Source organism: Paraburkholderia largidicola (genome assembly GCF_013426895.1).
GTDB lineage: Bacteria > Pseudomonadota > Gammaproteobacteria > Burkholderiales > Burkholderiaceae > Paraburkholderia > Paraburkholderia largidicola.
This window is the reverse complement of record NZ_AP023174.1, coordinates 553,859-580,408: the sequence shown is the minus strand read 5'-3', so window position 1 is coordinate 580,408 and position 26,550 is coordinate 553,859. Positions and strand designations below refer to the sequence as shown.

Genomic DNA, 26,550 nt, shown 5'->3' with positions numbered 1-26,550 from the left:
CGCGATGTGCGCATTGTTCGCGTTCCGCCCGTCGCGCGACAGTGACCCGAATGACAATTTTCGCTAGGATTGGGCCATTCGCATTTTCGACTGGGAGGCCACCATGGCCCGCGCCGCTGCAACCCATGCTCTAAAGGCTGCTTCACAACCAGCAAAGCAGCGGACATCCCACGCGAGTCCCCGCGGCCAGGAACCCGAGGTGTGCCGCACCGCGCCGAAGACACCCCATGTCGTAGCCGCCGTCGCCTTCGACGGCATCAGCCCGTTCCACCTGTCCGTGCCGTGTGTCGTGTTCGCCGAGGATCGCAGCGACGGCGGCGTGCTCGGCTTCGCGTTCCGCGTCTGCTCGATCGACTCCGGCCCGCTCTCGACGACAGCAGGCTTTTCGATCGCCGCGACGCACGGTCTCGACGCGCTCGCCGACGCCGACACGATCATCGTTCCCACCTGGCGCGATCCCGACGAACCTCCGCCCGCACCACTGCTCGACGCATTGCGCGCCGCGCACGCACGTGGCGCACAACTGGTCGGCCTGTGTCTCGGCGCCTACGTGCTCGCCGCCGCAGGCCTGCTCGACGGACGTCCGGCGACCACGCACTGGGCATGGGCCGCCGACTTCGCGCGGCGCTTTCCAAACGTGAAGGTCGATCCACAGGTGCTGTATGTCGACGACGGCGACATCCTCACGTCGGCGGGTACGGCGGCGGGGCTCGACTGCTGTCTGCATGTGGTGCGCAAGCTGTGCGGCGCGCAAAGCGCGAACTACATCGCGCGACGCCTCGTCGTGCCGCCGCATCGCCAGGGTGGTCAGGCGCAATACGTGCAGCAGCCCATGCCACACGACCTGCGTGGCGACCGCTTGTCCGCGCTGCTCGACTGGGTGAACGGCACGCTCGACGCGCCGCATACGCTCGATTCCCTCGCCGGGCGCGCCGCGATGAGCCGTCGCACGTTCACGCGGCACTTCAAGGCAGCGACGGGAACGACCGTGAGCGCGTGGCTGCTGGCGCAGCGGCTCGCGCGTGCGCAGCAGCTGCTCGAAAGCACCGACGAGTCGATCGAGTCGATTGCGGGAATGGCGGGATTTGGCTCGACGGCGTCGCTGCGCCAGCATTTCACTGACACGTTCAGGACGTCGCCATCCGCGTGGCGCAGGGAGTTTCGCGGCGTGTGAACCGCCGCGCGCACAGCGGAGATAAAGACTAGCCTTGCGTGAAGTACCGCGCGACGTAGAGCAGCAGCGCGACGAAGAAAATCATCGCCGCCCACGCCCAGTTCGGCAGCACATGCGGATCATGCTCGTGATGCAGACCGTGCAGCAGCGAGTGCGCGGCGCGACCGGTCAGCGCGCTGCCCTGATGATGGTCGTGCAGCCGCGCGCGACGCGCCACGCCCGACAGGCTGATCGGCCGCAGAAACACGTGCTGGCGCCGCCCTTGCGTGCCCGTCGCGCGGTTCGGCCCTTTGCCGTGCTTCGCCTGCACGACCGCGCAGAACTCGGTGAAGAAGTCGTCCGCCAGTTCGTGTAGCGCGTTTTCGATCTGACGCGCGGGCAGTTGCGCGAGCGGTCCTGTCGACGTCGCCCACACTGAATAGTCGATGCGCGTGCTCGGCCCGCGGCCAGGAAGATGCAGATGGAGATGATCGTCGTTGCGCAGCGACACGTCGATCTGTCCGCGCAGCGAGCCGACGCCCTCGGCGCGCGCCTTGAAGTTGAGCGTGCGATGCGGCTTCGCGCTGTTCGCGCCGTCCTCGCTCGCGACGTGCGCGCGTATCTGATAGTGCGCGCGCAGCGGTCCGAGCGGCACCGTCATCGTCAGCAGATATTCGCCGCCCTGGAGCCGGCGCAAGGACTCGCAATTGTCGAGACTCGCGCGCAGCAACGCGAGATCCTGCAGCGCGTCCCAGACTTCGGACGGCGCCAGCGGCACTCTCAACGCGTCGTTCAATTCCATGGCAGCCTCCCCGATAACCGTGCGACTGCGGGATCAAGACGTCTGATCGATGCGGTCGACACGCGATGCGTAAAACGCAAGATACCCCGCGATCTGCTTCACCCGCTCCAGTGGGTTTTCATAGCTCCACACTGCATTCTCGATCGTCTCGTCTTCCGTGCGCAGATGGTAATACGACGCTTCGCCCTTGAACGGGCATTGAGACGTGTGAGTCGATCGCTCGAGCCGCGCCATATTGACATCGGCTCGCGGGAAATAAAACACGTCGGGACATCCTGTTTCACACAGCGTGAACCCGGCATGCGTGTCTGCGAAGGTCACCCCTTGATGGATCACCCGTACGCGATGCCGGTTGGCCGTGATGGAAATCGTATGCCCCGCTCCTGCGTCGCCTCCGTGCGCTGGCGCACTGCCGGACGCAAGGCTGCCGTGCACGGTACTGCCGCTGTCCGCGTCTTCGGCGCTTCCGCCGGATGGGGCATCGTTCATGTGATCCGCTCCGCTGCTGGCACGTTCGCGCACGCTCCGATCAGCTGGCTCCGCCGCCAGCCCGGCTCTCCAGGCACGCGCCGCCTCGTTGTCGTCGTGCGGCAGGCGTGTCCCCGGCCGCGCAGCGTCGGCTCCGAAAACACAGAAGCCACGGAGCGTGTCCGTGGCTTCATTATTGACCAAACGCGCCGCGATTGCGCGCGCTTCGTTGGGAGCATCGGGTCTCTACCGATTGCCGATGCGCGCGCGCCGCGTCGCGGCCGTTGCTGGCGGCGCGGCGGCGACTCGACGCGCGCCGTCGACCCGCGTTTGCGCCGCCTTTTCGCCCCTTTTCTTTCGCATCGCTTACTGTGTCTTCCAGTAGAAAGCGGCCTTTGCCGTCCCCTTTGCCGGAATGGTGACGGGCTTCGACTGATCGTTTTCCTTGTACGCCGCGTGCACCGTGTAGCGGCCCGGGCGCAGCTTGACCAGCATGTAGGGCCCGCGCGACGTGGTGTCGAGTACGCTGCCGCCGTGCGCGTCGACGATCTTCACCTTCACATCGGCGAGAAAGTCCGAACCCGGACCCGTGAAGCGCAGCGACAACGGCCACTGGCTCTGCGCAGCCTGCAGCGCCTTCGATTCATCGAGGCCGACGCCGCCCGACGTGTACGACACGTCGCCCTGTTGCTGCACTTGCGGCAGGCCCTCGCCGTTGACGTTGCCCGCACTGGTGTTGTCCGAGGTGGTACCGCCCGTGACTTCGCTTGCCTGTTGCGCGTACGCGCCGCCCGACAGGCCGAGCGTGAGAACTGTCGCGGCCGCAACCGAAACGGCGCGGGCGACGATACGACGATGAGTCATTGCGTGGCTCCTTGTTGGGCAAACCCCAAACGGTTTTAACGCCTATCCGGACGCAATCTGCATGCCCATCCCGCCCCATCAAGTCCCACAAAGGAAACAGGCCCGAAAATCGGGCCTGTTTCCTTTGCAACGCGCGTCGTAAGCGATCTGCATACCTTCCATTTTTACCATCACCGGCAGCTTTTACCGGCCGGCGCCCATGGCGCCGGCCAGCACGGCCGCGTTTGCAGCTTTAGCCGAGATCGACGGGCACGAAGATCTGCGAGTTATCGCGCTGGATCAACAGCGCGATGCTGTTGCCCGCCGCCGACACCGCCTGCTTCAACTGGTCGATGTTCGACACCGACCGTCCGTTGACGGCCAGAATTACATCGCCCGGCTGGATGCCGGCGCTGGCTGCCGCGCCGCTCGCATCCTGCACCAGCAGACCGTGCGACACCGACGCGCCGCTCTTTTCCTGCGGCGTGAGCGGACGCACGGCAACGCCGAGGCGACCTTGCATCTGCGCCGGGCCGCTATCGTCGTTCGAAGCGACCTTCGCGTCCGATAGCGAGCCGATCGTCACCTTCAGCTCCTTCGTCGACTTGTCGCGCCACACCTGAACGTCGGCCTGCGAGCCCGGCTTGATGCCCGCGATCTGCGACGGCAGCGCCGACGAGTCCGCGACGTCCACGCCGTTCACCGACAGGATCACATCGCCTGGCTGCAAGCCTGCCTTCGCCGCCGGACCGCCCGGATCGACGGAACTGACGAGCGCGCCTTGCGGCTTCTTCATGCCGAACGAATCCGCCAGCGTCTGGTTCACGCTCTGCACGGCGACACCGAGACGGCCGCGGCTCACATGACCCGTCTTCACGAGATCGTCCTTGACCTTCATCGCCTCATTGATCGGGATGGCGAACGAAAGGCCCTGGAAGCCGCCCGTCTGCGAATAGATCATCGAGTTGATGCCGATCACTTCGCCTTGCAGATTGAACAGCGGGCCGCCCGAGTTACCCGGATTTACGGGCACGTCGGTCTGGATGAACGGCGTGTAGTTCTCGTCCGGCAGCGAGCGCGACTTCGCGCTGATGATGCCCGACGTCACTGTGTTGTCGAAACCGTACGGCGAGCCGATCGCGACGACCCACTGCCCGACCTTGCTCGAGCGCGGATCGCCGATCTTCACGGTTGGCAGATCCTTCGCGTCGATCTTCAGCACGGCGACGTCCGACTGCTTGTCCGCGCCGACCACTTTCGCCTTGTACTCGCGCTTGTCGGTGAGCTTGACGGTAACGACGTTCGCGCCGTCGACGACGTGCGCGTTGGTCAGCACATAGCCGTCGCTGCTGATGATGAAGCCCGAGCCGAGGCTCGCGCTCGGACGGTCGCCGTCATCGCCACCACCACCACCGCCGCCATTCGGGCCGCCCGGCATCTGGCCGAAGAAGTGCTTGTAGAACTGATAGAACGGATCGCTCGGATCGATGGGAAGCTGACCGCTGTTATTGCCATTGCCGCCGCGCATCGCCGTCTGCTTCACGACATGCTTCGCGCTGATGTTGACGACCGCGGGACCATACGTTTCGACGAGGCCCGAGAAATCGGGAATGCCCGTCTTCGCCGCGGCTTCCGCAGGCATCATCGCGGCGGCCGCGGGTGAGATCACCTCGGGCGCAGGCACGTTGCGATGACCGGCCACGTAGCCCGCCGACAATGCGATAACGACGGCCGCCGCAACGGCGCTACGGGTCAGTATTTTTGCTTTCATCGTGGACTCCTGATTGGGAGAGTTGACTCTTTGATGAAGCGAAGAGTACGTGGCGTCGCTTAAATCAATCTTAAACAACGCCAACTAGATGAAAGCCTTGCGCAAACCCTTGCTGGGCGGGCGATTCAGAAGCGCACGTTGACGCGCAATCCACCCGAAGCGGATTCGTCGAGTGTGACATTCGCGTGATGCTGAAGCGCGATGCGTCGCACGATTGCGAGACCGAGGCCGCTGCCCGCGACGTCGGTGCGCGCGCGATTCGCGCCCGCGCCGACGCGGTAGAAGCGGTCGAATACGCGATCGCGTTCGTCGGGCGGAATGCCTGGGCCGCTGTCGGCGATCTGCACGAGCGGCCGGCCGTCCTCCACGCGCAGGCACACGTCGACGCGCCCGCCTTCCGGCGTGTATTTGGTTGCGTTGTCGATCAGGTTGTTGAGCATCACGCGCAGCGATTCCGCATCGCCCGTGACGGTGGCGGGCTCGCTAGCCTCGATGCCGAGATCGACGCCGCGCTTTTGCGCGAGCGGCAGATGGGCAGTCACGCACTCGTGCACGAGCGCGTCGAGATCGACGCTGCCTGTCGCCGCGTGCCCATCCGGCTCGGAGCGCGCGAGTGCGAGCAGTTGCTCGGCAAGACGCGTCGCGCGCGTGACGCCCGCCTGTAGATCGTTCAGCGCTTCGCGGCGCTCGGTTTCGTCATGCGCGCGCGCCACCAGTTGCGACTGGATCTGCACAGCGGCAAGCGGCGTGCGCAGTTCGTGCGCGGCATCGGCGACGAAGGCTTTTTGTGTGTCGAGCGCAATGGCGAGCCGTTCCAGCAGACCGTTCAGCGCGCGCACGAGCGGCTGCACTTCGAGCGGCAAGCGCGAGTCGGGCAAGGGATCGAGCGCTTCGGGATGACGCGTGTCGAGCGCGCCCGTGACGCGCCGCAAAGGCGCGAGCCCGCGTCCGACCACGCCCCACACCGCAACGCCCATCAGCGGCAACAGCACGATGAGCGGCCACAGCGTGCGCAGCGCGACGTTCGCCGCCAGCCGGTTGCGCACCGACAGCGGTTGCGCGAGCTGCACGACGTTATCGCCGACGATCGCGCCATACACGCGCCAGTCGCCGCGCTCGGTGCGCTCCGTCGAAAAGCCGAGTTCGGCGCGCGGCGCGAGCGGCGCGCGCGGATGCGAGTAGTACATCAGCACGCCGTTGCGATTCCAGATCTGCAGCACGATGCCTTCGTCGCCTGTATCGCGCGAGCTGAGCACTTGTGAGAACGGCTCGGCGGGCAGCGCGGCAGCGATTTCCTGCAACTGGTAATCGAACAGTTCGTTGGCTTCGGCGAGCGCCTGACGGTAAATCAGCCAGCCCGCAATGCCGACGCCGAGCAACACGATAGCGAGCAGCCAGAACAGCAATTGACGGCGAATCGAACGCATCGTGTCAGGCTTCCTTGGCGATCATGTAGCCGAGACCGCGCACGTTGCGTATCAGTTCCGCGCCGAGCTTCTTGCGCAGCGCGTGAATATAGACCTCGACGGTATTGCTGCCGATCTCCTCCCCCCAGCCGTACATCTTCTCTTCGAGCTGGCTCTTCGACAGCACCGCGCCCGGACGCGCGATCAGCGCCGCGAGCAACGCGAACTCCCGCGCGGACAGCGCGACGGGCGCGCCGTCGAGCGTCACCTGATGCGACGCGGGATCGAGTGTGAGATTGCCGTGTCGGATCGTCGATTCGCTGCGCCCCGACTGGCGGCGGATCAGCGCGCGCATTCGCGCGCCGAGTTCGTCGAGATCGAAGGGTTTGACGAGGTAGTCGTCGGCACCCGCGTCGAGCCCTTTCACGCGATCCGCGACGGCATCACGCGCGGTGACGATCAGCACGGGCAACTGATGACCGCGCGAACGCAGCGTGCGCAACACATCGAGGCCGTCACGCTTCGGCAGGCCGAGATCGAGCAGCACGAGATCGTAAGGCTGGCCCGCGACCGCGTTCAACGCGGATTCGCCGTCCTGCACCAGGTCGACCGCGAAGCCTTCGCCGCGCAGCGCCTTGCGCACGCCCTCGGCAATCATCCGGTCGTCTTCAACGAGAAGTATGCGCATCGCTATCCATCCGCTCCGGCTGTTCCGGCACTCGCGTCCCGGCCATAGGTTTTCGATGCCAGCATTCTAGCGCCCGCGTGCTTTTTTCTTCCCTGATGCATGCTCGCCGCATATCGTCTTTGCACGCTCCGTCGCGATAGCGTGACGCGCACGAAACACTCGGCATCATTTTTTTCGCGACGTCATCGCAACTCTCTACAATGAGCGCTTTTGCACGGCGCATGCTGATTTTGCAGGCCTTGCGCGGCCTTCGACGCCCTTGCATTTGCCTTTCCGCGCGGCCCGCCGCTCGCTGCTTTTTCGACGCTCTTTCGCCGCTTTTTGCCGATTCTGTCCGTACATGCCGCTCGCCTTCGTTTCACTTGCTTCCTCATATGCCCGTTCGCTCGGGCGCCGCATCAGGACGCTGACATCCGCTCACGCTGATGCGGCGGCTGCGCTGTCCGCAACCGGTCGCGATGCAAAGCTGTCGCCGCCGTTGCCTTCCCACCGCCGTGCCGCCGCGCGCGCTGCTGCCGTACTGTTCGCGTGCGCCGCGCTCGCCGTCGCCGCACCCGCCGAGGCTCGCAAGAAAGCGCAGCAACCCGCCGTCAACGTCACCACCGTGTTGCCGCCTGCTGTGATGGCGGGTCTGCAGCGCGCGCATGTGCCGCTGTCGTCGATTAGCGTGGTCGTCGAGAAGGTCGGCGACCGCACGCCCGTGCTCGCGCTGAACGCTGGCAAGCCGATGATGCCCGCCTCGACGATGAAGCTCGTCACCACCTACTCGGGCCTGTCGCTGCTCGGCCCCGACTACCGCTGGAAAACGACGGCCTACGCGCAGGGCAACATCGACGGTAACGGCGTGCTGCACGGCAATCTGTACATCCAGGGCACGGGCGACCCGAAGCTCGTACCGGAAGAACTGATCGATCTCGTCCAGAAGATTCACAAGGCGGGCATCACGGGCATCGACGGCGCGCTCGTGCTCGACAAGCGTTTCTTCGATCCGTCTACTCGCGATCTGCCCGCCTTCGACAGCGACGTCAATTCGCCCTACAACGTCGGCCCCGATCCGCTGCTGTACGCGTTCAAATCGCTGTCGTTCACGATGTCGCCATCCGAGGACGGCAAGGTGCAGATCGACGTACTGCCCGCGCTCGCGCAATTGCAGATCGACAACGAACTGCATGCGACGCGCGGCCCGTGCCGCGGCGAACTGGTGACGCCCGCCGTCACGCCGGCGGCGAATGGCGTCGTCAATGCATCGTTCATCGGCGACTATCCGCTGCGCTGTGGCGAGCGCACCGTCAACGTGGCCGTGCTAGATCACACCACGTTCTTCGCGGGCGGCTTCCTCGCGCTGTGGCAGCAGACGGGCGGCACGTTCAACGGGACGACGCGCGAAGGCGCAGTGCCCATCGACGCGAAACTCGTCGCGACCCATCAGGGGCCGGTGCTGTCCGACATCGTTCGCGACATCAACAAGTTCAGCAACAACACGATGGCGCGCAATCTGTTCCTGACGATCGGCGCCGTCATCAACCGCCCGCCGGCTACGCCCGCGAAGTCGGCTGAAGCGATCGAATCGTTCCTGCATCGCAGCGCAATGCCGATGGAATATCTGAGCCTCGACAACGGCTCGGGCCTGTCACGCGACGAGCACATCACCGCGCTCGCGCTCGCCGACCTGCTGCAAAGCGCGAACGCGAGCCCCGTCGCTCAGGTGTTCGTCGATTCGCTGCCTATCGTCGGCGTGGACGGCACGATGCGCAACCGGCTGACGTCGAAGCCCGTCAACGGCAACGCGCACATCAAGACAGGCACGTTGCGCGACGTGCGCGCGATCGCAGGTTATGTCGCATCGGCCGATGGGCAGAGCTATGTCGTCGTCAGCCTGATCAACGATCCGCACGCGGAAGCCGCGCGCGCCGCGCATGACGAACTGCTCGAATGGGTGTATCAGGGGCCGTCCGCGATGCTCGCCAGCACCGTCGCGCCGGCCGCTGCAGAAGCCGCGGACGAGCCGCGCCGCAAGATCAGGAAAAACCCTCAGAAGCGCGGCGCCCACTGAGGATTCCTTCTATTGAAGCGGTGCGCGGCGCGCCGCGAGGCGTTGTACGCTGTCGGGCAGTATGAAAAGGCGCAGACAAACAGGCATGACGGCGCGCGCAAAAAGCGCCGCATGATGTACAGCGCCGCATTCAAACAATAAAGACAATGCCGGCCTCCCCGAGGAGGCCGCAGGGACCCTCGGAGGGAGACGTCAATGCAATTCGATGCCGAATTGCTTCTGCTCGCCATGGCGCCGATCTTTCTCGCGTGCATCGGCTGGGAGGCGTGGCACGCGCAGCGCACACAGCCCGAAGCGCGCATGTACGGCTGGCGCGACACGTTGTGCAATACCGCGCTCGCGCTGATGCATCAGGGCGCCGACAAGCTCGCGTGGCTGTTCGTCATTCCCGCCTATGCGTATTGCTACGAGCACTACCGCCTGCTCGACTGGCAAGCGGGCTGGGTGTCGTTCGTCGTGCTGTTCGTCGCGCAGGATCTGCTCTACTACGTGTTTCATCGCTGCAGCCATCGCGTGCGCTGGTTGTGGGCCGCGCATGTCGTGCATCACTCGTCGGAGCGGATGAATTTCTCGACCGCGTTTCGCCAGAGCCTCATGTATCCCGTCGCGGGCATGTGGATCTTCTGGATTCCGCTCGCGTTTCTCGGCTTTTCACCGAAGCAGATCGTCGGCGTCGTGCTGATCAATCTGGGGTTTCAATTCTTCGTGCATACGCAGTCGATCGGCAAGCTCGGCTGGCTCGAATACGTGCTGAACACGCCGTCGATCCATCGCGTGCATCATGCGCGCAACGACCGGTACATCGATCGCAACTATGCGGGCGTGCTGGTGATCTGGGACCGGCTGTTCGGCAGCTATGTCGATGAAGACGCGAACGAGCCGCCCGTGTATGGCATCGTCGAGCCGCTCTATACGTATAACCCGCTGAAGGCGACGTTTCATGAATGGGCTTCGATGGCGCAGGACGTCGTGCGGGTGCGCGGCTTGCGCAACCGGTTGAGCGCGCTGTTCGCGCCGCCCGCGTGGGCCGCGCAGTATCACGCGAGCCTGCGCGGCGGCGAGCTTGCGCCAGATGCCGCCGGACACACACGACAGAACGACAACGCGGCCGTCCAGACGCCGCGATAACAGGGAAGGCTTTGCAGGTTCGTCGCCGCGTCCAGACGACGCCTGCATCAGATGGCTGACGAGATACCAAACTCAGGCCAGACACATACGAGGAGATAAGGACCCTATGAAGCAAGCATCAAACAACACGGGCGTCGTGCGTTACGCGCGCATCGCCGTTGCGTGCGCGGCATTCGCCATGCTCGTCGCATGCGGCGGCGGCAGTGACAACAACAGTAACAACAACGCGAGCAGCACGCCGGCGGGCGGGGTCAAACTGCAGGTGGTGTCGTTCGGGGACAGCCTGTCGGATGTCGGCACGTATTCGCCCGTGATCACCTCGAGCTTCGGCGGCGGACGCTTCACGACGAACCCCGGCGAAGTGTGGACGCAGAAAGTCGCTGAGTACTACGGCGATACGCTGACGCCGGCTTACCTGGGCGGCTTCGGCAAGCCGCTCGTGGCGAATGGTGGCTTCGGCTATGCGCAGGGCGGCTCGGATGTGTCGCGCGTGGACGGCAATGGCTACGCGCCCAACAGCCAGGCAGCCACGACATGGCCGGTGACGCAGCAGATCCAGCAATACCTGACCGATCACGGCAGCTTCAATTCGAATCAGCTCGTGCTGATCAACGGCGGCGCCAACGATATCCTGCAGAACCTGTCCGCCATGCTGACGTCGATCTCGACGCAGGTCGCGGCCAATCCGACTCAGGCTTCGCAAATCGTGCAGTCGGTCGCCGTGAGCACGGTCGGCCCGATGGCGCAGACGCTCGTCGCGCAAATCGGCACGATCCTCGCGAAGGGCGCGACGCACGTGGTCGTGATGGACGTGCCCGATATCGGCAAAACGCCGCTGGCTACGCAGCTCACCGCGCAGTTGGGGTCGGCACAGGTGCCTGCGCTGATCTCGGGCATCGTCGCCACCTATAACGGCGTGCTGCAGCAGGCACTGGCCGCGGGCGGCCTGTCGACCAAGGTGGTCTTCGTGTCGACGAGCGGCTGGCTCACACCGCTGCTCGCCAATCCGTCGGCACAAGGCTTCAGCAACACGACGGATACGGCCTGCAACATCACACAGATGGCCGCGAACGCAACGGCTTACGCGACGGCGAACCCTTCGGTGCTGGTCGGCGGCATGACGGCTGCGCAGTATGGCCAGCAATTCGCGTCGTCGCTGTTCTGCTCGCCAAACACGCTGACGGTGGCGGGCGCGGACCAGTCGTATGTGTTCGCCGACACGATCCACCCGACGACGCATGCGCATGCTGCGTTTGCGACGTATGTCGAAGGCAAGATCGCGGCGACGGGCCTGGGCAAGTAATTCCGGCATTGCCCGATGCAAAAAAAGCCCGGCTCTCACGAGCCGGGCTTTTTGTTTTCATGCGTCTGCCTGTTCTTCCGAGGCCGTCGGTCGCGACGCACTCGATGCATTGGCGCTCAGGCGTCGTGCGCCTCAAACGCCGCAGCCGCGCGCCCCAGCCGGTCATTGACGGCGATCCACTCGATCGTATCCGGCAACTTCTCGATCAGAATCCGCGAAACATTCGCGCGATCCAGCGCGCGCAGCAAGCCATACAGATCGCGCGCATACAGATGCGGGTCTTCCGGCGCGGCGACGAAATGCACGCCCTCCGCTTCGGCCCAACGCCCTGCGCGCGAAACACGCGCAACCAGCGCAACGCGTTCGCCGGGAGCACGCGCAGTCAGCAACGGCTCGAGCACATCGAACGGCAGCAACGCGAGCGGCGTGCGCGGCGCATAGTGCGCCTTCAACGTGCCGGAAGCACGCGGCGCGCTCGCGTCGGAGCCATCGGGCAGACGCGGCATTTCTCCGAGCACGTCGGCGATGTCTTGCGGCGTCACATGTCCCGGCCGCAGCAGCGCGGGAAAGCCGCGCGACAGATCGACGATCGTCGATTCGATGCCCACATCCGACGATCCGCCGTCGAGCACGTGAATCGCGTCGCCGAATTCCTCGCGCACGTGCTGCGCCGTGGTCGGACTCACGTGACCGAAGCGGTTCGCCGACGGCGCGGCGACGCCGCCATGCCCGTTGCGTAACGCGCTGAACGCCGTCAGCAGCGCCTGCGCGACGGGATGCGACGGACAACGCAATCCGACGGAATCCTGGCCACCGCTCACGGCCGCAGGAATATGCGCGGCGCGTTTGAGAATCAACGTCAGCGGACCGGGCCAGAAAGCGTCGATGAGACGCTGCGCATCGGACGGCAGTTGCTCGACCCAGTAATTCGGATCGCCGTTCGGCGCGAGATGCACGATCACGGGATGATTGGCCGGCCTGCCCTTCGCCGCATAAATGCGCGCAACCGCATCAGGACTTTCGGCATCGCCGCCCAGCCCGTAGACCGTCTCCGTAGGAAACGCGACGAGTTGTCCTGCATCGAGCAGTGCCGCGGCACGCGCGATCTCGTCGGCGCCGACGCTCGACGTCACGTCGGCTGGTTTCATTTGATCCGGCATAAAGGCTCGTGCTCAGCTCGTCGGGATGTGCAGCAGACGCGCGCAATGGCGCGCGGCCATGCGCGCCTGTTCGAGCGTCGCAGCCGTGAAGTTCACGTGACCCATCTTGCGGCCGACACGCGCTTCTTCCTTGCCATACAGGTGCAGACGCGCTTCCGGCATCGCCGCGACCTCGTGCCACGGCGGCGTGATGGCGGCCGTCGGCTTGTCGCCCTTCGCGTTGATCGGGAACCACACGTCACCGAGGATGTTCAGCATCACCGCAGGCGAATGCTGGCGCGTGTCGCCGAGCGGCATGCCCGTCATTGCGCGCACCTGCTGCTCGAACTGGCTCGTCGCGCACGCGTCGACCGTGTAGTGGCCGGAGTTGTGCGGACGCGGCGCCATTTCGTTCGCGACCAGCGTGCCGTCTTCGAGAATGAAGAACTCGACACACAGCACGCCAACATAGCCGAGCTTGTCCGCGATCTGCAGCGCGGCCTGCTGTGCCTGCTCGACGAGCGTCGCGCTCGCGTCGGGCGCGGGCACGATGGTATGCGAAAGCACGCCATTGCGATGCGTGTTCTGCGCGAGCGGATACACGGCCGAGCAACCCGTCGCGCCGCGCGCGATCAGCGCCGAGACTTCGAACTTCAAGGGCAAGCGCTTTTCGAGCACGCAAGGCACGCCGCCCAGCGATGCATGCGCCGCGCGCACTTCGGCCGCGTTACCGACCCGCACCTGCCCCTTGCCGTCGTAGCCCATGCGCGCCGTCTTCAGGATGCCTGGCAGCACCGCTTCGAGCGCGCCGTCATTGAGCGCGGCGAGCGCATCCGACGATTCGATCACGACATACGGCGCCACGGGCACGCCCGACGACGCGATGAAGCGCTTCTCCGCAATCCGATCCTGCGCGACGGCAACGCAGCGCCCGGCCGGGCTGACGAACGTCGTGCGCGCGAGGAAATCGAGGCTCGCGGCCGGCACGTTCTCGAATTCGGTCGACACCGCCGCGCACAGCCGCGCGAGTTCGGTGAGGGCGGCTTCGTCGTCATAGGCGGCGCGCAGATGGCGATCCGCAACGGCGCCCGCCGGACTGGTTTCGTCCGGATCGAGCACGGCGACGCGATAGCCCATCGCCTGCGCGGCGAAGCAGAACATGCGGCCGAGCTGGCCGCCACCGACCATGCCGAGCCATGCGCCGGGCAGAATCGGTGATACCGGAGTGTTGTCTGGATTCATCTTGGTGGTCGGTCGCGGCCGATGTGGGGATCGGCCGGGTGAAACATTGAACTGCGACATTGGAGTACGACGTTGCACTGCGACGCTGGACTACAACGTCTGACTGCGACGTATTACAGCGGCGGCAGCGTCATCGCGTGCGCTGCCTGATTCTGGCGCACGCGGAACGCGGCGAGCTTCTCCGCATATTCCGGCAACGTGCCGGAGAGCAGCGACACCGCGAACAGCGCGGCATTCGCGGCACCCGCTTCGCCGACCGCGAACGTCGCGACGGGCACGCCCTTGGGCATCTGTACGATCGAATGCAGCGAATCGACGCCCTTCAGATACTTGCTCGCGACGGGCACGCCCAGCACGGGCACGGTCGTCTTCGCGGCGAGCATGCCCGGCAAATGCGCCGCGCCGCCCGCGCCCGCGATGATCGCGCGGATGCCGCGTTCGCGCGCGCTTTCAGCATAGGCGAACATTTCGTCCGGCATGCGGTGCGCGGACACGACCTTCGCTTCGTACGGCACGCCGAATTCCTGCAGGATCGCGACCGCGTTCTTCATCACGTCCCAGTCTGAACTGGAACCCATCAGCACGCCGACGAGCGGCGCGCTGTGCGTATGTGCTGTCTGGACTTCACTCATCTTGCCTGTTTTCCGTATGCGTGGCGCTCAGGCCAGTTTCTGACCCGTCAAGCGCTCGAGCGCTTCCTGATACTTCTCGGCCGTCTTCGTGACGACTTCGTCCGGCAGCTTCGGCGCGGGCGGCTCTTTCTTCCACGGCTGGGTTTCGAGCCAGTCGCGCACGAACTGCTTGTCGAACGACGGCGGGTTCGTGCCGACCTGGTACTGGTCCGCCGGCCAGAAGCGCGACGAATCCGCCGTCAGCGCCTCGTCCATCAGGTACAGCTGGCCCTTGTCGTCCAGACCGAATTCGAACTTCGTGTCGGCGATGATGATGCCGCGTGTTGCCGCGTAATCTGCCGCTTCCTTGTACAGGCGGATCGAAATGTCGCGGATCGTCGCCGACAGTTCGGTGCCGATGCGGCGCTCCATCTCTTCATATGTGATGTTTTCGTCGTGGTGGCCCATCTCGGCCTTCGCTGCCGGCGTGAAGATCGGCTCGGGCAGCTTTTGCGCATTCTGCAGGCCTTCCGGCAACTGCACGCCGCACACGGCGCCCGTTGCCTGATAGTCCTTCCAGCCGCTTCCAGCCAGATAACCGCGCACCACCGCTTCGACGAGAATCGGCTCGAGGCGCTTGACCACGACTGCGCGGCCCTTCACCTGCTCGACTTCATCAGGCGCGACGACCGTTTCCGGCGCGACGCCCGTCAAATGATTCGGCACGACGTGCTTGAGCTTGTCGAACCAGAAATTCGCCATCTGGTTCAGCACGCGACCCTTACTCGGAATCGGCTCGCCCATGATGACGTCGAACGCGGACAGACGGTCCGTCGTGACGATCAGCAGCTGGTCGTTGCCCACCGCGTAGTTGTCGCGGACCTTGCCGCGGCCGAGCAGCGGCAGCGAGCGGAGCGTGGATTCGTAGAGGGTAGACATCGTCGTGATTCACAAAAATGGGGCAAAAAACTGCCCGAAACAAAAGGGAAACGCCGTTCCCCTGATCATGCGGGAACGGCGATCTGACGACAACCTGGCCAGATGGCCAGGTGCGTACTGCTCAAACCATGCTCAAACTACACGCCAGCGGCGAGCAAACGGGCGCCGGACGGCGCCCGCCTGTCACTTAGCGAACGACTTGCGCGAGCTCGCCGGCCTTGTACTTCTCAGCGATCTTTTCCAGCGAGATCGGCTTGATCTTCGATGCCTGGCCTTCGCAACCGAACGCCAGGTAACGGTCCACGCACACCTTCTTCGCGGCTTCGCGAGCCGGCTTCAGATAGTCGCGCGGATCGAACTTCGAACGGTTTTCCGCCATGTAGCGGCGGATCGCGCCCGTGATGGCAAGACGCAGATCGGTGTCGATATTGACCTTGCGCACGCCATACTTGATGCCTTCCTGGATTTCCTCGACGGGCACGCCGTAGGTTTCCTTCATGTCGCCGCCGAATTCGCGGATCTCAGCCAGCAGTTCCTGCGGCACCGACGACGAACCGTGCATCACCAGGTGCGTGTTCGGAATGCGCTGGTGAATTTCCTTGATGCGCTGAATGGACAGGATATCGCCCGTCGGCTTCTTCGAAAACTTGTACGCGCCGTGCGACGTGCCGATTGCAATCGCCAGTGCGTCGCATTGCGTGAGCTTCACGAAGTCTGCCGCCTGCTCGACGTCCGTCAGCAGTTGCTCGCGCGTCATCGTGCCTTCCGCGCCGTGGCCGTCTTCCTTGTCGCCCTTCATCGTTTCCAGCGAACCGAGCACGCCCAGTTCCGCTTCAACCGTCACGCCGATCGAATGCGCCGCTTCAACGACCTTGCGCGACACGTCGACGTTGTACTCGTACGACGCCACCGTCTTGCCGTCGGCTTCGAGCGAGCCGTCCATCATCACGCTCGTGAAACCGCTGCGGATCGCGGCCATGCAGACTGCCGGCGACTGGCCGTGATCCTGGTGCATCACGACGGGAATGTGCGGATACGACTCCACAGCCGCTTCGATCAGATGACGCAGGAACGGCTCACCCGAGTACTTACGCGCACCCGCTGACGCCTGCATGATCACGGGCGCATTGACCTGATCCGCCGCCGCCATGATGGCCTGCACCTGCTCCAGATTGTTTACGTTGAATGCCGGAAGGCCATAACCGTGTTCGGCGGCATGGTCCAGCAGTTGACGCATTGATACGAGAGGCATTGATTACTCCATAGATTGAAACGAAATCTGTGCCGACGGCATCTATTTACGCAATTTCGTGCAATTTTATCGCGAAGCAGACCGTGTCCCGAGCGCACTCTCCCAAACTGGGTGCGCCGCCTCTTTCGGGGACACGGCACTCTGCTTCACGCGTGCCGTTCAGCCGTGCCGTTTCCGGCTTGCTGTCACTCGCTCTGACGGCGGTTCATGGCTGTCTTGTCAAACGCCCGTCAGACCGGCTCGCCGACGCGCACGATCTTCAGCGTGTTCGTGCCGCCCGCCTGGCCCATCGGCTCGCCGACCGTCAGCACGACCATGTCGCCGCGCGCCGCGTAGCCCTTGCCGACCACCACTTCGAGCGCCTGCGCAAGCGCGATGTCGCGGTCGCTGCTGGTGTCGAGATGGAGCGACGTCACGTTGCGGTAGATCGCCATGGCGCGCTCGCTGCCCGTGCGCGGGGTAAGCGCGAAAATGGGCACGTGCGTCCAGTGACGCGACATCCACAGCGCCGTCGAGCCCGATTCCGTCAGCGCGACGATAGCCTTTGCGCCGAGGTGATAGGCGGTGAACAGCGCGCCCATTGCGATGGACTGATCGATACGCGTGAACGTGCGGTCGAGGAAATCCTTGTCCAGTTCGACGTGCTCGGACTTCTCGGCTTCGACGCAGATGGCAGCCATCGTTTCGATGGTCTGCACCGGGTACTTGCCCGCCGCCGATTCCGCCGACAGCATCACGGCATCCGTGCCGTCCAGCACCGCATTCGCGACGTCCGACACTTCAGCGCGCGTCGGCACGGGCGCGTGGATCATCGACTCCATCATCTGCGTGGCCGTGATGACGAACTTGTTCGCGTCGCGCGCCATCTTGATCATGCGCTTTTGCAGCGCGGGCACCGCCGCGTTGCCGACTTCGACGGCGAGGTCGCCGCGCGCGACCATGATGCCGTCCGATGCTTCGAGAATGCCTTGCAGCGCCGGGATGGCCTCGGCGCGCTCGATCTTCGCGATCATCTTCGGCTTGATGCCGTAAGGCGCGCCCGCGATATTCGCGAGCTGGCGCGCCATTTCCATGTCCGTCGCGTTCTTCGGGAACGATACGGCCACGTAGTCCGCGCCGAGCGACATCGCCGTGCGGATATCTTCCATGTCCTTCGCGGTCAGCGCCGGCGCCGTCAGGCCGCCGCCCTGGCGGTTGATGCCCTTGTTGTTCGACAGGTCGCCGCCGATCTTCACGACAGTGTGAATCTCGCTGCCGATCACGCGCGCGACGTTCAGCACGATCAGGCCGTCGTTGAGCAGCAGCGTGTCGCCGGGTTTCAGGTCGCGCGGCAGGTCCTTGTAGTCGAGGCCGACGCGATCGTCGTTGCCGAGTTCGCACTCGGCGTCGAGGATGAAGGTGTTGCCGGCAACGAGCGTGGTCTTGCCGTTTTCGAACTTGCCGACACGAATTTTCGGGCCTTGCAGGTCGGCCATGATGCCGACCTCGCGGCCTGCCTGCCGGGCCGCTTCACGTACGAAATCCGCGCGTTGACGATGATCGTCGGCGGTGCCGTGCGAGAAGTTGAGACGCACCACATCGGCGCCCGCCTGAATCATCTGCAGCAGGATGTCCTGCGTGCTGGATGCGGGTCCGATGGTTGCGACAATCTTGGTGGCGCGATGCATGAGTCTCCTCGTCTGGATGAGATCGCTGGGATGAACGTTGGGAGTCGGATGCGGAGGCTGCGCAACGACAGATGCTACATGGGGTGGTGCGCCGTTCGTTCCCTTCGAACCTTGAAGGTCCGGCGTCGAATCGTGGGGGACTGCTGCGATATCTGCCGCCCGCGGCGCTTCGTGCGCCGCAGGTCCAGATGCATCGGCTTCGGTGTTTGAGGCGAGAGACACCGTTGCGGTTGAACCTTCTGCCGTGTCTGCCGCGTCTTCACGTTGCGCGACATCGATCACAGCCAGTTCGGTATTCGGATCTTCGGCGACGGCTGCGGTCTGTGCCACTGGCGCGTTGCCGGAAAGTTGCGAGGCCGCCTGTTCGGCGCCCCCGGTTTGCAGCGCTTGTGCGGAGCGCGCTACGCGCTCCCCTGCCGCTGCCGTGCGCGACGCGTTGCGCGTCTTCTGAGGCTTGTTGGGGGAGCGCGTCGCCATTATCAGGCCCGCGATTCCAGCACAGCGACTGCGGGCAGCTTCTTGCCCTCAAGGAACTCGAGGAAAGCGCCGCCGCCCGTCGAGATATAGCTCACCTTGTCGTGGATGCCGTACTTGGCGATGGCCGCGAGCGTGTCGCCGCCGCCTGCAATCGAGTACGCCGAAGATTTCGCGATGGCTTCAGCGAGCGTCTTCGTGCCGTTGCCGAACTGGTCGAACTCGAACACACCGACCGGGCCGTTCCAGACGATCGTGCCGGCCTTTTCGAGCTGCGACGCGAGCGCCTTCGCCGTATCGGGGCCGATGTCGAGGATCAGGTCGTCGTCTTCGACGTCCGCGACCTTCTTGACGGTGGCTTGCGCCGTCGGCGAGAACGCCTTCGCCGTGACGACGTCCGACGGAATCGGCACCGACGCGCCGCGTGCCTTCGCGGCTTCGATGATGGCCTTCGCTTCTTCGACGAGATCCGCTTCGACCAGTGACTTGCCGATCTTCAGGCCCGCCGCCAGCATGAACGTGTTCGCGATGCCGCCGCCGACGATCAGTTGATCGACCTTGTCGGCCAGCGACTTCAGGATGGTCAGCTTGGTCGACACCTTCGAGCCCGCGACGATTGCCACCAGCGGGCGCTTCGGCGCGCCGAGCGCCTTGCCGAGCGCTTCGAGTTCAGCCGCGAGCAGCGGGCCGGCGCAGGCAACGCTGGCGTACTTCGCGATGCCGTGCGTGGTCGCTTCGGCGCGATGCGAGGTGCCGAACGCGTCGTTCACGTAGATGTCGCAGAGCTTCGCCATTTTCTGCGCGAGCTCGTCGGAATCCTTCTTTTCGCCCTTGTTCACGCGGCAGTTTTCGAGCAGCACGACCTGGCCCGGCGCGACGTTCACGCCGTTTTCAACCCAGTTCTGCACGAGCGGCACGTCGCGGCCGAGCAGTTCGGCCAGACGCTTTGCGACAGGCGCGAGCGAATCTTCGGGCTTGAAGTCGCCTTCCGTCGGGCGACCCAGGTGCGACGTGACCATGACAGCCGCGCCCGCGTCCAGCGCGGACTTGATGGCGGGCACGGAAGCGCGGATGCGGGTGTCTTCGGTGATGTTGCCGGCGTCGTCCTGCGGCACGTTCAGGTCGGCGCGGATGAACACGCGTTTGCCGGATAGTTTGCCTTCGGCGATCAGATCGGAGAGACGCAATACCTGTTTCATGATTGATATGCGAGTTGATTGGAAGGCGGTGCGGACGCTGCGCGAACAGCCAATCGAGAACGGTGCCGGCGGCTTCGCGCATGTTCCGGGAGACAGCTATTTTAACCGATCGACGGACCGATCTAAGCCCGTCCGAGCGAATCCCAGTATTTGCCGGCTGCAGCGGGCGTTGCGCGATATTGCAGCGCAACATTCACGCGCCCGACAGCGACCGCCTTCAGAAAATCAACCGCAGCGCCGTGAACACCAGCATCCCGACGACGATCGTGCCGAGCATCGTCCGCCGCCACAAAAACCACGCGAGGCCCGCGAGCGTGCCGTACAGCTCGTGATTCGACAGCGCGATGGACACGCCGCTGTCCGTGACGAGCACGTCCGGCACGACGACAGCCGCGAGCGCCGCTGCGGGCGCGTAACGCAGCATCCGTTGCGCGCGCTCCGGCAGCACGGTGCGCTCACCCCCGATCAGAAACAGCGCGCGTGTCAGCGCTGTGACAAACGTCATGCCGATGATCGCCAGCCAGATCTGCAGCGTGCTCATCGCGTATCTCCTGGACGCCCCGGCGCTCCCGTGCTGTTGCGGATGCGGCGCAGGTCGGCGCGCTCGACCAGCGCGTCGGCGGCGGTGCCCGCAATGATCGCCGTCACCACGGCGAGCGGCAGCGCGAGGCGATAAGGCAGATCGAACGCGATCAGCGCCACGATGCCCGCGACGCTCACGGCCGCCAATGTGGAGCGGGACGAGATCGCCGACACCATCACGGGAATCAGCGCGAGCGTGCCCGCGAGCGACAGGCCCCAGTTATCGGGAAAAAGACTGGCCAGCAGGATGCCGATGATCGACGAGACCTGCCACGACAGCCAGCTGGAGACGGCCATACCCCAGAAATACGCTTCCTTGCCGGGCACATAGCCGGGTTGAAAAGCCTTCTTCTGGAACAGCAGATAGATGACGTCGCCGTTGAAATAGCCGACCAGCAGCCGCCGGTACAGCGGCAGATAGGAAAAATGCGGTGCGAGACCCGCGCTGAAGATCACGAAGCGCGTGTTGACCATGGCGGCCGTCAGCAGGATCGTCCAGACGGGCAGCTTGGCGAGCATCAGCGGCAGCACGGCCAGCTGCGACGAGCCCGCATAGACCAGCAGTGACATCGCGAGCGATTGCGGCACGGTCATCACCGACTTGCTCATCGCGATGCCCGTTACGAGGCCCCAGGAGAAGATCGCCATGAGTGTCGGCGAGTAGGCGCGCGCGCCATCACGGAAAGCGCGGCGATCGAGGTCGGACAAGCGAGCGAGCATGAGGCGAATGCAGCGCGGCGCGACGAGCGCCACGATGACAGGAGGTCAGCGCCAGGTCGTGTAGCAGCCGCTGGCGCATCCGGTTAGTTTTCAGCAACCGCCGGATTATAGCGTCCGGGGTGCCCGCAAATGCCCGTTGATTGTGCAAAAGACGCTAAAATAACGCTTTTCGCTGCGTGGCCCGAGCGCATCTGTCGTGGTCGCGCCACGCGCCGAACACCTGAAAGCGACGCCACAGTCGAACGTCACTCGCGACGTCACGATCAGACGTCACAATTCCAACTCGCGAACCCGCGAACCCGCACCGCCTGGAGAATCGTATGTCAATGGCCGACCGCGACGGCAAGATCTGGATGGATGGCAAGCTCATCGATTGGCGCGACGCCAAGATCCACGTCCTCACCCATACGCTGCACTACGGCATGGGCGTCTTCGAAGGCGTGCGCGCCTACAAGACGGCTGACGGCGGCACGTCGATCTTCCGTCTTCAGGAACACACCAAGCGCCTGCTGAACTCGGCCAAGATCTTCCAGATGGACGTGCCGTTCGACCACGAAACGCTCGCCGCCGCGCAGCGCGAAGTCGTTCGCGAGAACAAGCTGGAGTCGTGCTACCTGCGCCCCATCATCTGGGTCGGCTCGGAAAAGCTGGGCGTGTCGGCCAAGGGCAACACCATTCACGTCGCGATCGCCGCCTGGCCGTGGGGCGCGTATCTCGGCGAAGACGGCATCAAGAAGGGCATCCGCGTGAAGACCTCGTCGTTCACGCGCCATCACGTGAATGTCTCCATGGTCCGGGCGAAGGCGTCGGGCTGGTACGTGAACTCGATCCTCGCGAATCAGGAAGCCACGGCCGACGGCTACGACGAAGCGCTGCTGCTCGACGTGGACGGCTACGTGTCGGAAGGCTCGGGCGAGAACTTCTTCCTCGTGAACAACGGCAAGCTGTACACGCCGGATCTGTCGTCGTGCCTCGACGGCATCACGCGCGACACGGTCATCACGCTGGCGAAAGACGCGGGTATCGAAGTGATCGAAAAGCGCATTACGCGCGACGAAGTCTATACGTGCGACGAAGCGTTCTTCACGGGCACGGCCGCCGAAGTCACGCCCATCCGCGAACTCGACAACCGCACCATCGGCTCGGGCACCCGTGGCCCGATCACGGAGAAGCTGCAATCGGGCTTCTTCGACATCGTGAACGGCAAGAGCGCGAAGTACGCGCACTGGCTGACGAAGATCTGATTCCCGGCGGGCGCGTCGCAGGCAGAAAGCCGGACGCGCCCGCCTTGTGCATACAACGAGAAAGTCCCTATGAGCGAAATCAAGGAAATGCCGCTGGTCGAACTGTCGGCGAAAGATCTTCCCGCGTATTGCCCGAACCCGTCGATGCCGCGCTGGAGCAACCATCCGCGCGTCTTTATCGACGTGACGCACGGCGAAGCGCGCTGCCCCTACTGCAGCACGCGCTACAAGCTGCGCGACGGCGAAGTGATCAAGGGTCACTGATCCGCTGCACTGCTTGTCTGCCGCATGGGCTACGGCGCCGCGCATCGCTCGATCGAGCGGGCAGAAGGCTGAACTTCCCGCCGCGCGTGCCGATATGGCCTGAGCTGCAGTCCACACTCCCTGACAACCCGGCACCGCGCGCCTCGAGCGCGCGGCGCCTTATTTTCGACATCGGAAACTCACCCTGATGCGTCGCGCGTTGGTTATCGCACCGAACTGGATCGGTGACGCATTGATGGCGCAGCCGCTGTTTGCGCGCCTCGTGAAATTGCATCCGCGTATCGCGATCGATGCCGTCGCGCCCAGTTGGGTCGCGCCTGTGCTCGAACGGATGCCGGAAATCCGCGATGTCTACGCGACCGATCTCGCGCATGGCAAGCTGCAGATGCTCCGCCGCTGGCAGCTCGCGAGCGACCTGCGCGACGTCGGCTACGACGCGGCCTACGTGCTGCCCAATTCGCTGAAGTCCGCGCTGATTCCGTGGATGGCGGGCATTCCGCTGCGTATCGGCTATACGGGCGAAAGCCGCTACGGCCTGTTGAACGTGCGGCACGCCAACCCGCGCAAGGACGAGCGTCCGCCGATGGTCGGCCAGTACGCGGCGCTTGCTTACGCGCCGGGCGCGAAAGTGCCCGAGAATCTGCCGCCGCCGCGGCTCGACGCCGACCTGAACGAAGCGTCGCGCGTATCGACGCGCTTCAATCTGGACACGCGCGTGCCGCTGCTGGTGTTCTGCCCGGGCGCCGAGTACGGTCCGGCGAAGCGCTGGCCGCCCGAGCACTTTGCGGCGCTCGCGCAGATGGTCGGCCAGTCGTTTCCGTACACGAAGATCATCGCGCTCGGCTCGCCGAAAGACGCGCCCATTGCCCAGGCGATCGCCGACCGTGCGCCGAACGTACGCAACCTGTGCGGCCAGACGGCGCTGGGCGAGGCTTGCGCGCTGATCTCGCGGGCAAGCGCCGTCGTCACCAACGATTCCGGGCTGATGCACGTCGCAGCCGCGCTGCGCCGTCCGCTGGTCGCCGTGTACGGATCGACCGATCCGCGCCACACGCCGCCCTTGTCGGACCTCGCAAAGGTACAATGGCTGCATCTCGAGTGCAGTCCGTGCTTTCAGCGCGAATGTCCGTTGGGCCATCTGAACTGCCTGCGGCAACTCAGCGCCGAACAGGTGTTCGACGATCTGCGTGGAATGTTGCTCGCGCAACGCTGAGCATCGGACCATCGGGACGTCGAAGGGCCTGCTGAGCCATCGGTCGAGCTTCGCGCGGGGCGCCGTCCCGCGCCGCCAGCAGCGTCATGCCCGCGTCTTGAGGCGCGAGCATGCTGGCGGATGGCCTGCTGCATAACACTGACCCGCAACCGCGCGCCTTGCGCGCAAGAGACTGACGAGCCATGCCACGTTTTGCCCACATCTTCGAAGCCGCTGCGGACACGTTGAATGCCTATTACCAGGCAGTCGCGGAGGTCAATATCGACAGTTTGATGGGCTTGTGGATCGACGAGGAATTCGTCAGTTGTATCTGCGCCGACGGCTCGCATCTGCATGGTCTCGACGCGATCCGCTCGGGGCTGACCGTTCAGCTCGAAGCGCAGCCGGTCTCGATCGAGCCGCTCGACATTCGCGTTTACGACAGTCTCGGCACCGTGGTCTACGCCATTGCCGAAGCGCATCGGCCGGCCGATCCGGCCGCCGTGCCGGCGATGATCTTCACGACGTATGTGATGGTCCACGAGCGCGGCGAATGGAAGATCGCGCATATTCACGCGAGTGCGATGCCGAACGAAACTGCCTCGCAGTTTGCTGCCAAAATGAGACATGGTCAGGGCGCGCTGCACTGACGCGCCCCGCGAGACCAGCTTGACGGAAGTCCCGGCGAAAACCACGGCTTGGGGCTTCGACTGAATACCGGTGTTGGCATGAGCACGACCCACGACAATAAAGCTTCTTCCAGACCGGCCCTCGATGCAGCCGCGGCTGCGGTTGGGGCTGCCGTGGGCACGTCGGTCGAAGCGACCGTCGACATGCTGTACCGCGCGCCGCTCTGGCTTCCCAACAGCCACATCCAGACCATCGTTCCCGCGCTGTTCGGCCGCCGTCCCGAGGTGACCTACCGGCGCGAGCGCTGGGATACGCCGGACGGCGATTTCATCGATCTCGACTGGCTCGTCCCCGATCCGCTCGCCGCCTCTCCCGCAGCCGCCGATGCGCCGCTGTTCGTGCTCTTTCACGGACTCGAAGGCAGTTCGGACTCCCACTATGCCCGCACGTTGATGGCGAGCGCCCAGATGCGCGGCTGGCATGGCGTCGTGCCGCACTTTCGCAGTTGCAGCGGTCCGATGAACCTGGCGCCGCGCTTCTATCACCTCGCCGACAGCAACGAGGTCGACTGGGTGCTGCGGCGGCTGCGCGAGCAGCACCCGGGGCCGATTGTGGCGGCTGGCGTGTCGCTGGGCGGCAATGTGCTGTTGCGCTGGCTCGGCGAGCGCCGTGAGGACGCGTCGATCATCGCGGCGGCGGCGGCGATCTCCGCGCCGCTCGACGTGCACGCGGGCGGCCGCGCGCTGTCGCAAGGCTTCGGGCTGATCTACACACGTAGCTTCCTGAAGACACTCAAGCAGAAGGCGCAGCAAAAGCTCGAACAGTACCCCGGTCTGTACGATCTGAACGAGGTGCTCGCCAGCCGCACGATGCACGAGTTCGACGAGGTCGTGACGGCGCCGCTGCACGGTTTTCGCAGTGCGGACGACTACTGGACCCGCTCGACCACGCGCCCGCTGCTGCCCGAAATCACCGTGCCGACACTCGTGCTCAACGCCCGCAACGACCCATTCCTGCCGGGCGCGGTGCTGCCGTCGCGCAGCGAGGTATCATCCACAGTGGAACTCGATCAACCGGAGCATGGCGGACACGTCGGCTTCATGACGGGCCCCTTCCCCGGCCGGATCGACTGGCTTTCGCGCCGGGTCTTCGGCTACCTCGACCCGTTCACGCGACATGGATGACATCGTCAAGCAGGCCCTGGCCAAATGGCCAAACGTGCCGCATTGCACGGGCTGGCTGCTGCTCGACCGGCGCGGCAACTGGCGTATGCGCGACGACGCGGCACAAGCCGCGGGCGCGCCCGGCGAGCCGATCCGGCATACCGCCCTGCTCGGCTTCATCAACCGCAACTACGAAGCCGACGCGACGGGCCAATGGTTCTTCCAGAACGGCCCGCAGCGGGTGTATGTCGAACTCGGCTACACGCCTTTCGTCGTGCGGCTCGCTCGCGATGACGTTAGCGGAAAGCTCATGCTGACGGATCAGGGTGGCGCGGCGTTCGAGCCGGCCGCCGCGTATCTCGACGACGAAGGCGGCATTCTCTTCACCGATCGGTCGACGCCCGCCCGCGCCGCTGTGCTGCACGACCACGATCTCGATCTTTTCTCCGAGCACACAGATCTTGCGAGCGACGGCCAAAGCGGTGACTTCCGCTGGCGTGACGATGAGATCCTGAAACTCGAACCCTTGCGCAAGGCCGAGGTCGAGAAGCGCTTCGGATTCGTCGCAAGTCCTGCGGCGCGTGTCGCTGCGGGCACCACTTCGTCCTAAGACGCCC

25 protein-coding genes are annotated in these 26,550 nt (G+C 64.8%); 10 read left to right on the top strand and 15 right to left on the bottom strand.

All coding sequences use genetic code 11. The features are described 5' to 3' along the window. Positions 1 to 103: 103 nt before the first annotated feature. Positions 104 to 1,174: a helix-turn-helix domain-containing protein gene (locus tag PPGU16_RS02555; protein WP_243460567.1), complete on the top strand. Its 1,071-nt coding sequence runs from the start codon at positions 104 to 106 to the stop codon at positions 1,172 to 1,174. A gap of 28 nt (positions 1,175 to 1,202) precedes the next feature. Here the strand turns inward: PPGU16_RS02555 and PPGU16_RS02550 are convergent, their stop codons facing one another. The 6 genes from PPGU16_RS02550 to PPGU16_RS02525 all read right to left on the bottom strand — a co-directional run bounded on the left by PPGU16_RS02550 (position 1,203) and on the right by PPGU16_RS02525 (position 7,131). Continuing rightward, a complete protein-coding gene (locus PPGU16_RS02550) occupies positions 1,203 to 1,955 on the bottom strand; it encodes an SRPBCC family protein (protein ID WP_180721563.1) in 753 nt (250 codons plus the stop codon). Between the two features lie 33 nt (positions 1,956 to 1,988). Further along, entirely contained in the window at positions 1,989 to 2,444 is a 456-nt protein-coding gene (locus PPGU16_RS02545; protein WP_243460566.1) for a DUF427 domain-containing protein, read from the bottom strand. A 345-nt stretch (positions 2,445 to 2,789) separates the two neighbouring features. Next, positions 2,790 to 3,287, bottom strand: a complete 498-nt coding sequence (locus tag PPGU16_RS02540; protein ID WP_180721562.1) for a carboxypeptidase regulatory-like domain-containing protein — start codon at positions 3,285 to 3,287, stop codon at positions 2,790 to 2,792. A gap of 232 nt (positions 3,288 to 3,519) precedes the next feature. After that, entirely contained in the window at positions 3,520 to 5,037 is a 1,518-nt protein-coding gene (locus PPGU16_RS02535) for a DegQ family serine endoprotease (RefSeq protein WP_180721561.1), read from the bottom strand. 125 nt (positions 5,038 to 5,162) lie between these two features. Then, positions 5,163 to 6,464, bottom strand: coding sequence for an ATP-binding protein (locus tag PPGU16_RS02530; RefSeq protein ID WP_180721560.1), 1,302 nt, complete (start codon positions 6,462 to 6,464; stop codon positions 5,163 to 5,165). A gap of 4 nt (positions 6,465 to 6,468) precedes the next feature. Continuing rightward, complete coding sequence (locus tag PPGU16_RS02525; protein WP_180721559.1) at positions 6,469 to 7,131, bottom strand: response regulator; 663 nt, start codon at positions 7,129 to 7,131, stop codon at positions 6,469 to 6,471. A gap of 340 nt (positions 7,132 to 7,471) precedes the next feature. Here PPGU16_RS02525 and dacB point away from each other — a divergent pair, with 340 nt between their 5' ends. From dacB to PPGU16_RS02510, 3 genes are all read left to right on the top strand, one after another. Beyond that, a complete protein-coding gene (gene dacB, locus PPGU16_RS02520) occupies positions 7,472 to 9,184 on the top strand; it encodes a D-alanyl-D-alanine carboxypeptidase/D-alanyl-D-alanine endopeptidase (protein ID WP_180721558.1) in 1,713 nt (570 codons plus the stop codon). Positions 9,185 to 9,379: 195 nt separating this feature from the next. After that, positions 9,380 to 10,312 carry a sterol desaturase family protein gene (locus PPGU16_RS02515; RefSeq protein ID WP_180721557.1) on the top strand — a complete coding sequence of 311 codons (933 nt, stop codon included), beginning with the start codon at positions 9,380 to 9,382 and terminating at the stop codon, positions 10,310 to 10,312. Between the two features lie 106 nt (positions 10,313 to 10,418). Then, complete coding sequence (locus tag PPGU16_RS02510; protein ID WP_180721556.1) at positions 10,419 to 11,615, top strand: SGNH/GDSL hydrolase family protein; 1,197 nt, start codon at positions 10,419 to 10,421, stop codon at positions 11,613 to 11,615. Between the two features lie 116 nt (positions 11,616 to 11,731). Here the strand turns inward: PPGU16_RS02510 and PPGU16_RS02505 are convergent, their stop codons facing one another. From PPGU16_RS02505 to PPGU16_RS02465, 9 genes are all read right to left on the bottom strand, one after another. After that, positions 11,732 to 12,775: an L-threonylcarbamoyladenylate synthase gene (locus PPGU16_RS02505; RefSeq protein ID WP_180721555.1), complete on the bottom strand. Its 1,044-nt coding sequence runs from the start codon at positions 12,773 to 12,775 to the stop codon at positions 11,732 to 11,734. A 12-nt stretch (positions 12,776 to 12,787) separates the two neighbouring features. Beyond that, entirely contained in the window at positions 12,788 to 13,996 is a 1,209-nt protein-coding gene (locus PPGU16_RS02500; RefSeq protein WP_180721554.1) for a 5-(carboxyamino)imidazole ribonucleotide synthase, read from the bottom strand. A 113-nt stretch (positions 13,997 to 14,109) separates the two neighbouring features. Further along, positions 14,110 to 14,628: a 5-(carboxyamino)imidazole ribonucleotide mutase gene (gene purE, locus PPGU16_RS02495; RefSeq protein WP_180721553.1), complete on the bottom strand. Its 519-nt coding sequence runs from the start codon at positions 14,626 to 14,628 to the stop codon at positions 14,110 to 14,112. A gap of 27 nt (positions 14,629 to 14,655) precedes the next feature. Continuing rightward, complete coding sequence (locus tag PPGU16_RS02490; protein WP_180721552.1) at positions 14,656 to 15,546, bottom strand: phosphoribosylaminoimidazolesuccinocarboxamide synthase; 891 nt, start codon at positions 15,544 to 15,546, stop codon at positions 14,656 to 14,658. Between the two features lie 187 nt (positions 15,547 to 15,733). Further along, complete coding sequence (gene fba, locus PPGU16_RS02485) at positions 15,734 to 16,798, bottom strand: class II fructose-bisphosphate aldolase (protein ID WP_180721551.1); 1,065 nt, start codon at positions 16,796 to 16,798, stop codon at positions 15,734 to 15,736. Between the two features lie 230 nt (positions 16,799 to 17,028). Beyond that, positions 17,029 to 18,465, bottom strand: a complete 1,437-nt coding sequence (gene pyk, locus PPGU16_RS02480; protein ID WP_180721550.1) for a pyruvate kinase — start codon at positions 18,463 to 18,465, stop codon at positions 17,029 to 17,031. Between the two features lie 479 nt (positions 18,466 to 18,944). Then, on the bottom strand, positions 18,945 to 20,138 hold the full coding sequence (locus PPGU16_RS02475) for a phosphoglycerate kinase (RefSeq protein ID WP_180721549.1): 1,194 nt from the start codon (positions 20,136 to 20,138) through the stop codon (positions 18,945 to 18,947). A gap of 217 nt (positions 20,139 to 20,355) precedes the next feature. After that, positions 20,356 to 20,679, bottom strand: a complete 324-nt coding sequence (locus PPGU16_RS02470) for an AzlD domain-containing protein (protein ID WP_035986440.1) — start codon at positions 20,677 to 20,679, stop codon at positions 20,356 to 20,358. Then, positions 20,676 to 21,440: an AzlC family ABC transporter permease gene (locus PPGU16_RS02465; RefSeq protein WP_180721548.1), complete on the bottom strand. Its 765-nt coding sequence runs from the start codon at positions 21,438 to 21,440 to the stop codon at positions 20,676 to 20,678. The genes PPGU16_RS02470 and PPGU16_RS02465 overlap by 4 nt, the downstream gene beginning before the upstream one ends. A 320-nt stretch (positions 21,441 to 21,760) precedes the next feature. On the opposite strand from PPGU16_RS02465, the gene PPGU16_RS02460 reads away from it, so the two are divergent. The 6 genes from PPGU16_RS02460 to PPGU16_RS02435 all read left to right on the top strand — a co-directional run bounded on the left by PPGU16_RS02460 (position 21,761) and on the right by PPGU16_RS02435 (position 26,543). Continuing rightward, entirely contained in the window at positions 21,761 to 22,684 is a 924-nt protein-coding gene (locus PPGU16_RS02460) for a branched-chain amino acid transaminase (RefSeq protein ID WP_054929782.1), read from the top strand. A gap of 69 nt (positions 22,685 to 22,753) precedes the next feature. Next, complete coding sequence (locus tag PPGU16_RS02455; protein WP_007590092.1) at positions 22,754 to 22,948, top strand: zinc-finger domain-containing protein; 195 nt, start codon at positions 22,754 to 22,756, stop codon at positions 22,946 to 22,948. A 187-nt stretch (positions 22,949 to 23,135) separates the two neighbouring features. Then, positions 23,136 to 24,161 (top strand): lipopolysaccharide heptosyltransferase II, encoded by a 1,026-nt coding sequence (waaF, locus tag PPGU16_RS02450; RefSeq protein ID WP_180721547.1) that lies wholly within the window; start codon positions 23,136 to 23,138, stop codon positions 24,159 to 24,161. Between the two features lie 182 nt (positions 24,162 to 24,343). Continuing rightward, complete coding sequence (locus tag PPGU16_RS02445; RefSeq protein ID WP_007590089.1) at positions 24,344 to 24,790, top strand: nuclear transport factor 2 family protein; 447 nt, start codon at positions 24,344 to 24,346, stop codon at positions 24,788 to 24,790. Positions 24,791 to 24,868: 78 nt separating this feature from the next. After that, positions 24,869 to 25,954: a hydrolase gene (locus tag PPGU16_RS02440; RefSeq protein ID WP_243460565.1), complete on the top strand. Its 1,086-nt coding sequence runs from the start codon at positions 24,869 to 24,871 to the stop codon at positions 25,952 to 25,954. After that, positions 25,947 to 26,543, top strand: a complete 597-nt coding sequence (locus PPGU16_RS02435) for a DUF2946 family protein (protein ID WP_180721546.1) — start codon at positions 25,947 to 25,949, stop codon at positions 26,541 to 26,543. The genes PPGU16_RS02440 and PPGU16_RS02435 overlap by 8 nt, the downstream gene beginning before the upstream one ends. The last annotated feature ends 7 nt before the right edge of the window (positions 26,544 to 26,550 follow it).